This window comes from Thiovibrio sp. Mzg5, from assembly GCF_055379285.1.
In genome coordinates this window covers 1601233-1615736 of record NZ_AP022872.1, presented here as the reverse complement: position 1 = coordinate 1615736, position 14504 = coordinate 1601233, and the positions used below count along the sequence as shown (strand labels likewise).

At 58.7% G+C, this 14504-nt stretch carries 9 protein-coding genes; 8 read left to right on the top strand and 1 reads right to left on the bottom strand.

The features are described 5' to 3' along the window. The first annotated feature begins 9 nt into the window (after positions 1 to 9). The 6 genes from ACZ46D_RS07270 to ACZ46D_RS07245 all read left to right on the top strand — a co-directional run bounded on the left by ACZ46D_RS07270 (position 10) and on the right by ACZ46D_RS07245 (position 9835). Complete coding sequence (locus ACZ46D_RS07270; RefSeq protein WP_464926792.1) at positions 10 to 3171, top strand: efflux RND transporter permease subunit; 3162 nt, start codon at positions 10 to 12, stop codon at positions 3169 to 3171. A gap of 1 nt (position 3172) precedes the next feature. Then, positions 3173 to 4618, top strand: a complete 1446-nt coding sequence (adeC, locus tag ACZ46D_RS07265; RefSeq protein WP_464926791.1) for an AdeC/AdeK/OprM family multidrug efflux complex outer membrane factor — start codon at positions 3173 to 3175, stop codon at positions 4616 to 4618. 43 nt (positions 4619 to 4661) lie between these two features. Next, positions 4662 to 4793 carry a hypothetical protein gene (locus ACZ46D_RS07260; RefSeq protein WP_464926790.1) on the top strand — a complete coding sequence of 44 codons (132 nt, stop codon included), beginning with the start codon at positions 4662 to 4664 and terminating at the stop codon, positions 4791 to 4793. Positions 4794 to 4857: 64 nt separating this feature from the next. Further along, positions 4858 to 5931 carry an HlyD family secretion protein gene (locus tag ACZ46D_RS07255; protein WP_464926789.1) on the top strand — a complete coding sequence of 358 codons (1074 nt, stop codon included), beginning with the start codon at positions 4858 to 4860 and terminating at the stop codon, positions 5929 to 5931. Beyond that, on the top strand, positions 5928 to 8711 hold the full coding sequence (rbbA, locus tag ACZ46D_RS07250; RefSeq protein WP_464926788.1) for a ribosome-associated ATPase/putative transporter RbbA: 2784 nt from the start codon (positions 5928 to 5930) through the stop codon (positions 8709 to 8711). The genes ACZ46D_RS07255 and rbbA overlap by 4 nt, the downstream gene beginning before the upstream one ends. Positions 8712 to 8713: 2 nt before the next feature. Then, on the top strand, positions 8714 to 9835 hold the full coding sequence (locus ACZ46D_RS07245; protein WP_464926787.1) for an ABC transporter permease: 1122 nt from the start codon (positions 8714 to 8716) through the stop codon (positions 9833 to 9835). 174 nt (positions 9836 to 10009) lie between these two features. On the opposite strand, the gene ACZ46D_RS07240 is transcribed toward ACZ46D_RS07245, so the two are convergent. Next, positions 10010 to 12412, bottom strand: coding sequence for a sigma 54-interacting transcriptional regulator (locus ACZ46D_RS07240; protein WP_464926786.1), 2403 nt, complete (start codon positions 12410 to 12412; stop codon positions 10010 to 10012). Positions 12413 to 12756: 344 nt separating this feature from the next. Here ACZ46D_RS07240 and ACZ46D_RS07235 point away from each other — a divergent pair, with 344 nt between their 5' ends. Further along, positions 12757 to 13512: a 4Fe-4S dicluster domain-containing protein gene (locus ACZ46D_RS07235; RefSeq protein WP_464926785.1), complete on the top strand. Its 756-nt coding sequence runs from the start codon at positions 12757 to 12759 to the stop codon at positions 13510 to 13512. Positions 13513 to 13534: 22 nt separating this feature from the next. Further along, positions 13535 to 13957: a cytochrome c3 family protein gene (locus tag ACZ46D_RS07230; RefSeq protein ID WP_464926784.1), complete on the top strand. Its 423-nt coding sequence runs from the start codon at positions 13535 to 13537 to the stop codon at positions 13955 to 13957. Positions 13958 to 14504 lie beyond the last annotated feature (547 nt).

Here is a 14504-nt window from a genome sequence, read left to right as displayed (position 1 = left end):
GAGTCTTTCATGCCCCGTTTTTTTATCAACCGTCCGATTTTTGCCTGGGTAATCGCGATCATGGTCATGCTGGCCGGCCTGCTGGCGATCAAGACCCTGCCGATTTCCCAATACCCGCCCATTGCGCCGCCGCAGATCACCATCAATGCCAGGTACCCGGGCGCTTCGGCCCAGACCGTGCAGGATACCGTCACCCAGGTCATCGAACAGAAGCTCAATGGCATCGACAACCTGATCTATATGTCCTCCACCAGCGATTCCGCCGGGGCGGTGGCCATCAACCTGACCTTCAAGGCCGGTACCGACCCGAATATCGCCCAGGTCCAGGTGCAGAACAAGCTGCAGCTTGCCACGCCGCTGCTGCCCCAGATCGTGCAGCGCCAGGGAATCGCGGTGGTCAAATCGAGCCGAAACTATCTGTTGATCGTCGGGCTGGTTTCGGAAGACGGCTCCATGGACCGCAATGCCTTGACCGACTATATGGTTTCCAACCTCCAGGATATTATCAGCCGCCTGGACGGGGTGGGGGAAGTGCAGCTGTTCGGCACCCAGAACGCCATGCGGATCTGGCTGAACCCTGCCAAGCTGAACAGCTTCCACCTGACCACCAGCGAGGTGATTGCGGCGCTGCAGGACCAGAACGCCCAGGTTTCCGCAGGGCAATTCGGCGCCACCCCTGCGGTGCCGGGGCAACAGCTTAATGCCACCATCACGGCCCGCACCCTGCTGCAGACCCCGGAGCAGTTCGATGCCATCATCCTGCGCACCAACAGCGACGGCTCCACGGTCAGACTCAAGGATGTGGCCGAAAGCAAGATCGGCACGGAAAACTACGATGTTCAGTCGTACTACAAGGGGAAACCGCTGGGCGGCATGGCCATCCGGCTGGCAGCTGGTGCCAACGCCCTGGATACGGGTGAAAGGATCAAGGCCAAGATGGCGCAGCTGTCGAAATACTTCCCGCCGGGCATGAAGGTGGTTTACCCTTACGACACCACGCCCTTTATCAAGATATCCATCGAAGAGGTGGTCCAGACCTTGATTGAGGCGGTCTGCTTGGTCTTTATCATCATGTTTCTCTTCCTGCAGAACTTCCGTGCCACCCTGATCCCCACCATCGCGGTGCCGGTGGTTTTGCTCGGAACCTTTGGGGTGCTGTCGGCCAGCGGTTTTTCCATCAACACCCTGACCATGTTTGCCTTGGTCATCTCCATCGGGTTGTTGGTGGATGATGCCATCGTGGTGGTGGAGAATGTGGAGCGGATTATGTCCGAAGAGGGGTTGTCGCCGCGGGAGGCAACTATCAAGTCCATGGGCCAGATTACGGGCGCCTTGTGGGGCATCGCCACCGTGCTGTCGGCGGTTTTTGTGCCCATGGCCTTTTTCGGCGGCTCCACCGGCGTCATCTACCGCCAGTTCGCCATCACCATCGTCTCCTCGATGATCCTGTCGGTCCTGGTGGCCATGATCCTGACCCCGGCCCTGTGCGCCACTCTGCTCAAACCGATTGAAAAAGGCCATGAGCCCGGAGAATGCGGCTATTTTTGCCGTTTCTTCCGCTGGTTCAACGCCTGGTTCGACCGCCGCCGGGAGCAGTATGAGGGGATCGTTGGTCGTTCTTTTGGTAAGCCCATCCGCTATCTCGTAGTGTACGGCGCCATTGTGGCGGCCATGGCCTTCCTTTCCCTGCGTCTTCCCACCGCCTTCTTGCCGGAGGAGGATCAGGGGTTCCTTCTCTGTCAGCTTCAATTGCCGGCCGGTGCCACCCAGGAGCGGACCATTCAGGTGATCCGCCAGATGGAGCAGCATTTCCTGGAAAAAGAATCCAAGACGGTGGAAGGGATAATCACCGTGGCCGGGTTCAGTTTTGCCGGCCGCGGCCAGAACATGGGACTGGCCTGGGTGAAACTCAAGGACTGGAAGCTCCGCAAGGATAAGGATCTCAAGGCACCTGCCATTGCCGATCGGGCCAAGAAGGCCTTTTCGCAGTTTCGCGACGGTCTGGCCTTCGCCTTTGCCCCGCCTGCAGTACTTGAACTGGGGGTGGCGAACGGCTTTGACATGCAGCTGCAGGATCGTGGCGGCTTAGGACACGAAAAGCTGATGGAGGTGCGCAACCAGTTGTTGGAGATGGCCAAGAACAATCCCAAACTGACAGCGGTACGCCCAAACGGTCAGGATGACGCACCCCAGTTCAAACTGGATATTGATGATGTGCGGGCCGGTGCGTTGGGGGTTTCCCTGGCCGACGTTAATACTGTTCTGGCAACAGCCTGGAGCAGTTCCTACGTGAACGACTTCATCCAAAATGGCCGGGTCAAGAAGGTCTATCTCCAGGCCGAGGCCAATTCCCGGATGCTGCCGGAGGATATCAACCGTTGGTATGTCCGCAACGCCAAGGGTGAGATGGTGCCGTTTTCGGCCTTTGCCACCGCTCATTGGCAGTACGGCTCGCCTCGCCTGGAAAGGTATAACGGCATTCCATCCGCGCAAATCATGGGACAGGCAGTCCCTGGCGTGAGTACCGGCGAGGCGATGGCTGAAATGGAGAAGATGGCCACCGAGCTTCCGCCGGGGATAGGTTACGAGTGGAGCGGCCTTTCTTACGAGGAAAAACAGGCAGGCAAGCAGGCGCCGGCCCTGTATGCCATTTCGCTTTTGGTGGTGTTCCTGGCCGTGGCGGCGTTGTATGAGAGTTGGACCATCCCTTTTGTCAATCTGTTGATGCTGCCGCTTGGCCTGGTGGGCGCGGTTACCGCGGTCACCATGCGGGGGCTGCCCAACGATGTCTATCTCCAGATCGGTCTGCTCACCACCGTGGGGCTTTCCACGAAGAATGCCATCTTGATCATCCAATTCATCAAGGCGCAGATGCAGCAGGGGCAAGAGCTGGTTGCGGCCACTCTGGCGGCGGTGAAGATCCGGCTGCGGCCGGTCATCATGACCTCGCTGGCCTTCTTCTTCGGCACCTTGCCGCTGGCCCTGACCCGCGGGGCGGGTGCCGGGGCGCAGAACGCCATCGGCACCGCCGTCACCGGCGGGCTGCTCTCTGCCACCTTCATCGACTTGATCTTCATCCCGTTTTTCTTTGTCCTGGTTTCCCGACGCTTTGCCAAGAAGCAGCCGGCACCACAATCCCCGGCTGAGCCCAACGTTTCGGAGGTGCATTGAGATGAAAGCGAAGAGCACAGCCCTGTGTCTGCCTTTGGCCGCCTTGCTTTGCCTGGGCGGCTGCACCATGGCCCCCAGGTATGCCCGGCCGGAACCGCCGGTGCCGGCTGCCTGGCCGAGCGGTCAGGCCTATCAAGAGCGGAGCGGCAATCAAGCCGGCCAGGAGGTGGCCGATCTTCCCTGGCAGGAATTCTTTGTCGAGCCACAACTGCAAAAACTGATCGCCCTGGCCCTCACGAATAATCGCGACCTGCGGATCGCCGCCCTCAACATTGAGCGGTCGCGGGCCCAGTACCGGATCCAACGGGCTGAGTTGTTGCCGCAGATTGACGCCACCGGTACCGGCAGCAAGCAGCGCATCCCGGAGACCCTTTCGTCCACCGGCCAGGCAGAAACCGTCCATCAATACAGCGTTGGCCTTGGGGTCAGCGCCTATGAACTCGATCTGTTCGGCCGGGTGCAAAGCCTGAAGGACCAGGCGTTGGAAGAGTATCTTGCCACAGAGCAGGCGCGGCGTACGGTGCAGATCAGCCTGGTGGCCGAGGTGGCTACCAACTACCTGACTCTTGCCGCCGACCGCGAGCAGCTGCACCTGGCCCAGGAGACCCTCACCGCCCAACAGGCCACCCACCAACTGATTAAGCGCCGTTTTGAGGTGGGGGCCACGTCCGAGCTGGATCTGCGGCAGGCGCAAACCCGGCTGGATGCGGCACGGGTGGATGTCGCCCGTTTTGCTACCCTGGTGGCCCAAGACGAAAACGGGCTCAACTTGGTGGTCGGTTCTCCGGTTCCGGCTGAGTTGCTCCCCAAGGCGCTTTCCGAAACGCTTACCGCCGTGGAGGATGTTGCTCCCGGGCTGCCTTCCGAGGTTCTGCTCCGGCGGCCCGATGTTCTGGCGGCCGAGAACCAACTCAAGGGATTCAACGCCAACATCGGCGCGGCGCGGGCCGCGTTTTTCCCCCGCATCACCCTGGTAGGGTCTGTCGGGGTGGGCAGCGATGAACTGTCCGGTCTCTTTACCTCCGGCTCGGGCGCGTGGGTCTTTGCCCCGCATATCGCGCTGCCGATTTTTGATGCCGGGAGCAGATGGGCCAGCTTGAAGGTGGCGGAGGTGGATCGTGATATCGCCGTTGCCCGTTACGAAAAAACGATCCAAACCGCCTTCCGGGAAGTGGCCGACGCCCTTGCCCGGCGGGGAACCATCGACGAGCAGCTGGCCGCGCAGCAGTCGCTCACCGAGGCCACCGCTGCGAGTCACCGGCTCTCCCAAGCCCGCTACGAAAAAGGGGTGGACAGCTATCTGGCCGTGCTCGATTCCCAGCGCTCGTTGTATGGCGCGCAGCAGGGGCTGATCGCCACCCGTTTGACGCGGCTGCTGAATATGGTAACATTATATAAAGTGCTGGGTGGCGGAGGAGAAGGCGCACCTGCTCCTCAAACTCCGTGATCCGTTGCCGGGGTGAAGAAGCATCCCTTAGCCGGAGGGTGTCATGAAACCATCCAGATTGGCTTTCTATATTGCTCTCGCCTTACTCGCCATTGCGGTGGCATTCTATGCTTTAGCCAAAGAACCATCGCCGGAGTGGCCGATCAATCTGATTCACCTGCTTTTTAAACACTGATGCTGTTCGGTGTAGTGCTGACGGGTTGTTCCCCTCTCCCAAAGGCCAGAAAAGGAGCATTATCATGGCAGGGCAACAGAAAAAATGGTTGATCTGGGTTGCTGGTCTGCTGGTTCTGGCTGTCTTGGGGGGTGTTGGCTGGCGGATGTTTGTCGGCAATGATCGGGAAAAAGGACTTGCCAGCGGCAACGGCCGCATCGAGGCGGTTGAAATCGATATCGCCGCCAAGACGGCGGGGCGGATCAAGGCCATTCTGGTGAATGAAGGCGACTTCGTCACTGTCGGGCAGATTGTCGCGCGCATGGACACCGAGGTGCTCGATGCCCAGCGGCACGAGGCCGAAGCCTATCTACGCAAGGCGGAAAGCGGGGTGAAGACCGTGCAAAGCCAAGTGGTGCAGCGCCAGAGCGAGAAAGCCGCCGCCTTGGCGCTTCTCGCGCAACGCGAGGCGGAATTTACTGCATCCCAAAAGCGTCTGTCGCGTTCGCAACCCCTGGCCGACACCGGTGCCGTCTCCATCCAGGAACTGGACGATGATCGTGCCCAGGCCCTGAGCGCCGAAGCGGCGATCCGGGCGGCAAAAGCCCAAGTAGCGGCGGCGGAAGCCGCGATTGCTACCGCCCAATCCCAAGAGGTTGAGGCGATCTCGGTTGTTGAGGCGACACGGGCAACGATTGAGCGGCTTCAGACAGACATCGACGACAGCGCGTTGAAGGCGACCCGTGACGGTCGCGTGCAATACCGCATTGCCCAACCAGGCGAGGTGGTCGCCGGCGGGGGCAAGGTGCTCAATCTGCTCGATCTCAGCGATGTGTACATGACTTTTTTTCTCCCCACCGCTGCTGCGGGCCGAATTGCGATTGGCTCCGAGGTGCGCTTGGTGCTTGATGCTGCGCCTGATTACGTCATCCCGGCCACGGTTTCCTTTGTCGCCGACGTGGCCCAGTTCACGCCCAAAACCGTGGAGACCGCCAGTGAAAGGCAGAAGCTGATGTTTCGGGTCAAAGCGCAAATCGGTCCGGAGTTGCTCAAGAAACATATCCATGAGGTCAAGACCGGGTTGCCGGGCATGGCTTATGTGAGAATCGATCCGCGGCTTGAGTGGCCAGCCACTCTCCAGGTGAGGCTGCCGCAATGACCGGCGGCCCGGCGGCTCCTTCCTCTGTTGCGGCAGGAATCGCGCCGGTCGCGAGGTTAACCGATGTCAGCTTGCGTTACGGCAAAACGCTTGCTTTGGACGGGGTCACCCTCGATCTGCCGACCGGGCAAATGGTCGGGTTGATCGGGCCGGACGGGGTTGGTAAATCGAGCCTGTTCTCGCTGATCGCCGGTGCCCGTGTCATTCAGACCGGCCAGGTTGAGGTGTTGGCCGGTGACATGGGTGAGGCACACCACCGGAAAGTTGTCTGTCCGCGCATTGCCTACATGCCTCAAGGATTGGGCAAGAATCTTTATGCCACGCTGTCGGTATCTGAAAATATCGATTTCTTTGGCCGCTTGTTCGCCCAGGACAGCGGCGAGCGCCACCGCCGCATCGACGACCTGCTCGCGAGTACCGGCCTGGCTCCTTTCCGGGACCGCCCGGCCGGCAAGCTTTCCGGCGGCATGAAACAAAAACTCGGCCTCTGCTGTGCGCTCATTCACGATCCCGATCTGTTGATCCTCGATGAACCCACCACCGGAGTCGATCCGCTTTCGCGCCGGCAGTTCTGGGAGCTGATCGGACGTATCCGCGCCGGGCAACCCGGCATGAGCGTGCTGGTGGCCACCGCCTATATGGAAGAGGCCGCCCGCTTCGACTGGTTGGTAGCCATGGATGGCGGGCGGGTGCTGACTTGTGGCACTCCACGGCAACTGCTGGAGCGCACTGCCAGCGATACCCTGGAGTCCGCCTTCATTGCCCTGCTGCCGGAAGAAAAGCGCGCCGGCCACCAACCGGTACGCATCCCGCCCCGCGCCGCCGGGGATGACGAGATCGCGATCGAAGCGAAGGAGCTGACCATGCGTTTCGGCGACTTCACCGCAGTGGACCGGGTGAGTTTCCGTATCGCCCGCGGCGAGATCTTCGGCTTTCTCGGCTCCAACGGCTGCGGCAAGACAACGACGATGAAGATGCTGACCGGCCTGCTGACGGCCAGCGCGGGAGAGGCTTGGCTGTTCGGCCAGGCGATAAACCCCAAGGACATTGAAACCCGGCGGCGGGTCGGGTATATGACCCAGTCTTTCTCGCTCTATTCCGAGCTGACCGTGGAGCAAAACCTGACCCTGCATGCCAGGCTCTTCAGCGTTCCGGCTGATCAGATCCCCGGCCGGGTAAAGGAGATGGCCAACTATTTCGGCCTGAGCGGGGTCATGGCCGCGCTGCCCGGCAGTCTTCCCTTGGGGCAACGCCAGCGGCTCTCCCTGGCGGTGGCGATGATCCATCGTCCGGAGATGCTGATCCTCGATGAACCCACCTCCGGGGTTGACCCGATCGCCCGCGATGATTTCTGGCAGATTTTGATCGACCTCGCCCGCCGCGACAAAGTCACCATCTTCATCTCCACCCATTTCATGAACGAGGCCGAGCGCTGCGACCGCATCTCGCTGATGCACGCAGGCCTGGTGCTGGTCAGCGATACGCCCGCCGCGATCATGCAAAAACGCGGGGTAACAACACTGGAAGAGGCCTTTATCGGCTATCTGGAAGACGTTGTGCCAGAGAGTAAAACCCCTGCGCGATCAGCCGCCGGGTCGATACCTCCTTCCTCCTCGCCATCACATGGGACCACCGCCCCTGAGAAAAAAATAGGCTTCAGCCTGCGTCGCCTGTTCAGTTACAGCCGACGCGAGGGGATGGAGCTGCGCCGGGACCCGATCCGGGCTACCCTGGCGCTGCTCGGCAGCGTCATCCTCATGCTGATCATGGGTTACGGCATCACTCTGGATGTGGAGAACCTCTCCTTTGCCGTGCTCGATCGCGACCAGACCGCGACCAGCCGCGACTATGTGCTCAATCTTGCCGGGTCGCGTTATTTCAGCGAACATGCGCCAATCGGTGATTATGCCGAGCTGGACCAGCGCATGCGGACCGGCGAGATCAGCCTGGCCCTGGAAATACCCCCGGGCTTTGCCCGGGATTTGGACCGCTCCACCCCGGTGGCGATCGGGGCCTGGATCGACGGCGCCATGCCGCAACGGGCCGAAACCATTCAGGGCTATGTGCGCGGCATGCATGCCCACTGGCTGGCCGACATGGCCGCGCGCAAACTTGGTCAGTCCCGCTCCGCCGGTCTGATCAACATCGAAACCCGGTTTCGTTACAACCCCGATGTTAAAAGTCTGGTGGCGATGGTGCCGGCGGTGATTCCCCTGTTGCTGTTGATGATTCCGGCGATGCTCACGGCGCTCAGTGTGGTGCGGGAAAAAGAGCTTGGCTCCATCGTCAACCTCTATGTCACGCCGGTTACCCGGCTTGAGTTTTTGCTGGGCAAGCAGCTGCCCTACATCGGGCTGGCAATGATGAATTTTTTGCTCATGGCCTTGCTTGCGGTGACCGTTTTCGGCGTGCCGATGAAGGGAAGCTTTCTGGCCCTATCCGCGGCGGCCCTGCTGTACGTAATTTCGGCCACCGCCATGGGTCTGTTGTTTTCCACCTTTGTGCGCAGCCAGATTGCCGCCATCTTCGGCACGGCAGTGCTCACCATCCTGCCCGCCGTACAGTTCTCCGGCATGACCGACCCGGTCTCCTCACTGGAGGGGATGGGCAGGATGATCGGTACCATCTACCCCACCACCTATTTCCTGATCATTGCCCGCGGAACATTTTCCAAGGGACTTGGTTTTGCGGACCTTCAGGCATCCTTCCTTCCGCTCATCCTGGCCGTTCCTTTGTTGACGGCGCTGTGCGTGCTGTTGTTGCGAAAACAGGAGACCTGACCATGCGTTTCTCCACCATTCGACAACTGGGCATCAAGGAATTACGCAGCCTGGCCCGTGACCCGATCATGCTGGGGTTGATTCTCTTTGCCTTCACGGCGGCGATCTACTCGGCAGCCACGGCAATGCCGGAAACCCTCAACAAGGCGCCGATCTCCATCGTTGACGAAGACCGGTCGCCGCTGTCGGCGCGGATCGTTGACGCCTTCTATCCCCCCCATTTTCTCGCGCCAGTGATGATTACCCAAGCCGAGATGGATGCCAGAATGGATGGTGGTCTTGATACCTTTGCCCTGAATATCCCCCCGGAGTTTCAACGCGATCTGCTGGCTGGGCGACAACCAACGATTCAGCTCAATGTCGATGCGACCCGCATGAGCCAAGCCTTTACCGGCAGCGGCTATATCCAGACCATGATCACCAGCGAGGTGACTGAATTCGTCCAGCGTTATCGCGGGGTTGCGGCGCCGCCGGTCGATTTCGCCCTGAGGGCGCGCTTCAATCCCTCCCTGACCCAGGCATGGTTCGGTGCGGTGATGGAAGTCATCAACAACGTCACCATGCTCTCCATCGTGCTCACCGGCGCCGCTTTGATCCGTGAGCGGGAACACGGCACCATCGAACATCTGCTGGTCATGCCGGTAACGCCCTTTGAGATCATGACGAGCAAGGTCTGGGCCATGGGGCTGGTGGTGCTTGCTGCCTGTGCGTTTTCTCTGGTCTTTGTGGTGCAGGGGCTTTTGGCGGTGCCCATTGAAGGTTCGCTCACCCTGTTTCTGGCCGGCACCGCGCTGCATCTGTTCGCCACGACTTCCATGGGCATTTTCATGGGCACCATCGCGCGTTCCATGCCGCAGTTCGGGCTGCTGTTAATGCTTATCCTGATGCCGCTGGAGATGCTCTCCGGCGGGGTCACGCCGCGCGAAAGCATGCCTGATTGGATTCAAGTTATAATGCAGATAGCGCCGACCACCCATTTTGTCTCATTGGCCCAGGCGATTCTCTATCGAGGGGCAGGTCTGGATGTGGTGTGGCCGCAATTTATCACTCTCGTTTTGATAGGTGCGGCCTTTTTCGGCATCACGCTGGTCCGCTTTCGCAAAACCATCGGGATGATGGGGTGAAAAGCCAAGGCAACTGGTGATGGTCTGGCAAAAATCTTAAGCGGGGATTTTCGGCCCAGGCACGGCAATGCGCGCCGGGGATAATCGGCATCGGCGGAGCGTTTTTGTGAGGCGATTTCACGAATGCCCTCACCCCTGCCTTGCCGAAAAAAGATTGGTGGCGCAAGGCGGCGTTCAGTCGCCCAGTTCTTCGCCAAAGGGATTCTTCAGCCCGTACCGTTCTATCTTCCGCCGCAGGGTGTCCTTAGAGATCCCCAACTCCCGGCAAGTGGTCATCCGCCGCCAGTGATTCCGCTCCAAGGAGTGAAAGATCGCCTGTTTCTCGATCTCGTCGAGAGGCTGCGGCTTGTGGAGAGGGATGGCGCCGGGCTGCTGGCTGTCATGGGGTTTGGGGGAAAAGGGCTCGGGCAGATGTTCCGGTCGGATAAATCCACCATGGCAGAGGATGAAGGAGTACTCGATGATGTTCTCCAACTCGCGGATATTGCCGGGGAAGTTGTAGCGCATGAGAATGCCCAGGGCTTCATCGGAGACTCCGACGATATCCTTGCCCTGTTGGGTGCTGAACTGTTTGACGAAATGTTCGGCGAGCATGGGAACGTCTTCCATGCGCTCCCGCAGGGGGGGCAGCATGATTTTTACCACGTTCAGGCGATAGAAGAGATCTTCCCGGAAGATGCCTTCCTGGACGAGCTGCTGCAGGTTGCGGTTGGTGGCGGCGATGATCCGCACGTCGGCCTTGACCGGTTTGTTGGAGCCCAAGGGTTCATACACCTTTTCTTGGAGAACGCGCAGGAGTTTGACCTGCAGGGAGGCGGGGATATCGCCGATTTCGTCAAGGAACAGGGTGCCTTTTTCAGCGCTGGCAAAGCGGCCTGGCCGGTCGTGCTTGGCGTCGGTGAAGGCGCCGGCCTTGTAGCCGAAAAGCTCCGACTCAAGCAGGGTTTCCGGCAGGGCTCCGCAGTTGACCGCCATGAAAGGGCCTTTGTTGCGCTGGCTTGAGGTGTGAATGGCGCGGGCCACCAGCTCCTTACCGGTACCCGACTCGCCGAGCACTAGGACATTGCTCTCGCTGCGGGCGATTTCAGGAAGGATGCTGAAGATGCGCTGCATGGATGCGCTCTTGCTGAGAATTTCGCCAAAGGTGTAGCGCCGGGAAAGCTGCTTGCGGAGTTCCGTGACCACGCTGAGATCCCGGAAAGTTTCCACTCCGCCGATAACGTTGCCTTCGTGGTCAAGAAGCGGGGCGGCGCTGATGCTCAAGGGGATCTGTTTGCCTTCGATGTTTTTGACAAAGATGGAGCGGTTGGCCACGGGCTTGCCGCTGTAAAGGCTTTGGGCAATGGCGCAGTTGTCGCCGCAGATGCTGGAGTGGAACACGTCACTGCACGACTTGCCGATGGCGTCCTGCCTTTTCCAACCCGTAATCAGCTCGGCCGCCCGGTTGAAGGAGGTGATCTTCCAGTTGCGGTTCACGGTGAAGACGCCGTCGGCGATACTTTCCAGGACCAGATCCTTGGTCATGACCGAGGTCAGGTCGCGGAAAGTCTCCACTCCGCCGATTACGTCCCCATCCGGGTCGGTGAGCGGGGCGGCGCTGATGCTGATCGGGATGGTCTCCCCGTCCTTGCTCTTGATGAAGATCGAGCGGTTGCCGATGGGTTTGCCGCTCTCGACGCTCTGGGCCAGAATGCAGTTGTCGCCGCAGATACTGGAGTGGAAGATGGTGTTGCAGGCTTTGCCCAGGACTTCATCCTTGTGCCAGCCGGTGATATGTTCCGCCGCCCGGTTGAAGGAGGTCAGGTTCCAGTTTCGATCCACGGTAAAAACGCCGTCGGCAATGCTGTCTAAAATAAGATCCTGTTGCAGGCTGGAAGTGACATCTCGAAAGGTTTCGACCCCGCCGATGACTTGGCCGTCCGGGTCAACAAGCGGTGAGGCGCTGATGCTGACCGGTATGGTCCGGCCGTTTTTCCCCTTGATATAGATGGAACGATTGACGATAGACTTCCCTTCGTTGACGCTCTGGGCCAGGATGCAGTCTGCCCCGCAGATATTGGACTTGAAAATCGTATTGCAGGAGGCACCGACCACTTCCTGAGCGGTCCATCCGGTGATTTGTTCCGCGGCCTTATTGAAGGAGGTGATGCGGAAGCGCTTGTCCACGGTGAAGACGCCGTCGGCAATGCTGTCCAGGACCAAGGGGTAGATCTGGCCGGGGTCGCTGGCATCGCGGAGGGTGATGATGGCGCCGGAGAGTTTGCCTGTTTTGTCGGGAATAGGGATCGCCGTGACCAGGAGGATGATCGATTCCTTGCTGTCCGGCTTGTGCATCACCACCCGCAGGCCGTGCATGGCCCGGCCCGAGGCCAGCGGGCCGTACAGGCTGCACAGGGCTTCGAATCTGCCTGTGCCACTAAAAACGTCCTGGCAGCTCTTGCCGATGGTCTCGCCGGTGGTGAGGCCCATGAGTTTTTCGGCGGCTTCGTTGAAGGAGGTGATCTGCCAGTTTTCATTCACGGTGAAAACTGCTTCCTGTACAGGGGGGGCAGAGGGTGGAGATGTCGTGTTTTCCATTGTGGCGTTCAGAGGGAGTGGTTCCGTTATGTTTTAATAAGGATTATCGAGTATGAAAATATAGCAGAAAAAAACAGAGTATGCTTGCAGAAAGGCGCAACTAGCTGTTTTTTCTGGTCTGCTGATGGGGAGAGCGTGAAAGAAAGAGCGGTTCGTCGTTTTTTTGCCAATACTCCAGTCGAAAAATTATCTTGACATGCGTGTTTGTCAAATTAGAATGCGGGGAATTTACCTACGGGCAATTAATCCAGAGATTAATTGCTTAAGTGCCTTCTGGATTATCCGATTCCTGAAGGGTGGAAGAGGTCGAGCACCCTTCTGAAATACATTGAGGAGACGTGAGCATGAAGATAGATGATCTTGAAAAACTCGAGAATGAAGGGGCTGAAAACCTTCCTTCCGAGGAGCGGCGGCGATTTCTTCGCTTTGGTTTGGCTGTAACCGGTGTCTTTGTTGGAGGGTCTGTGCTTTCCCTGACCTCCGCCCGTAATGCCGAGAGCGCCATGGGTCCGGTACCCGAATCTGGAAAATTTCCTTACAGCCCCCATTACACCATGGTTATGCGCCAGAACCGCTGCATCGACTGTGAGCGGTGCATGGAAGCCTGTGTGAAAACCAACAACGTTCCCTCCTATGGCTATCGCACCACTATCCTCCAGCAGGAGCGGGAGATTGGCAAGGGCTTGAAAGAGCGGGTTTTCATGCCGGTGCTCTGCAATCATTGCAACCGGCCGCCCTGTGTCCGGGTCTGCCCCACCACCGCAACCTATAAGGACAAGAAAACCGGTATCGTCATGATGGATTACAAGCGCTGCATCGGCTGTAAGACCTGTATGGCGGCCTGTCCTTATAATGCCCGGTATTTTAAGGAAGAGAACCGGGCTGTTGACAAGTGCAACTTCTGTTTCGATACCCGTCTGTCCAAGGGCGAGAGCAAGACGGCCTGTGCGGCGGCTTGTCCGGCCGGGGTTCGCATCTTCGGCGACCTCACTGATTACAACAGCGAAGCCTATAAGCTGATCCACAAGCCTGAAAAGGTTGTTTGGGTTCTTCGGCCTGAAACCGGCGCCATGCCCAACGTGTTTTACATGAATGATTAACCAAACAGCGAAGAGGGCCGTAATGAAACGCAACAATAAGAGCGTAATGAATCTGGTGGGCTTGGCGGCAGTGGTCGGCCTCCTTGTTTTTTCCAGCCTTTCTTTTGGCGAGGAAGCCTACGATGAGGACACCTATGGGCCGAAGGCGCCCATTCTTTGGACAAAGCCCGTGAAAGGCGTGGCGTTTCTCCATAAAACCCACACCATGGATGCCGGTCTTTCCTGTGACAGTTGCCATGACAGTATTTTCCAAATGGCCGCCGGTACTGCCGAGCAGAATGCCGATTTCACCATGGCCTCCCTGTATAAAGGGAAATACTGCGGCGCCTGCCATGACGGGCAGATGGCTTTTGCCTCCAACACCCGTTGTGCAACCTGCCATGTCGGGGTGAAGGGGTACAATAAGTTGACCGGAGCCGCACCCCAGGGTAAGGGTAAGCATTGATTTTTTTCTGTGGCTGAGAGCCATCCGCCTGTGCCAGAGTGAGCAGGCGGGTTGAAATGCACCACGGTTCGATTTTTTAAAGCGGGAAGCCTTTGCAGTAAAAAGGCTTCCCGCTTTTTTTTATTGTTTGCCTCCCCCTCTTTTCCATCCTCCCTTCGCGCTCCTCTTTTTTGGGCAAACTTGGCCTATGCAACACGCCTGTGGTTGTCAAGCCCAGGGGGAGCCCTGTAATTCCTATTGTCAAATAATAGGTGAGTTCTCGTCTTAAGTCCTTCCCTCTCGAGCTGTGATTCCCATCTCCCTCTATTTTCAAGGAACGGCGGGCGCGCGGGCGTTCGTCTTCCAGTGGACCTTTATTTCTGTTTGTTGAGTAAATCCAGCATGTTCCTCTCTCGTGAGTTTTCGGCAATATTCTTGAAAGGCAGGGGTGGTGCTGGGGGTTGCATCTCCAAGGGACGCAGGTTGCGCTATTTTTATCGTTTTTCCCACTTATCTATTTGATTTATTTAGCAAAAAATATTGTTGCCTTCCTTGGTTCTCTTGTGGT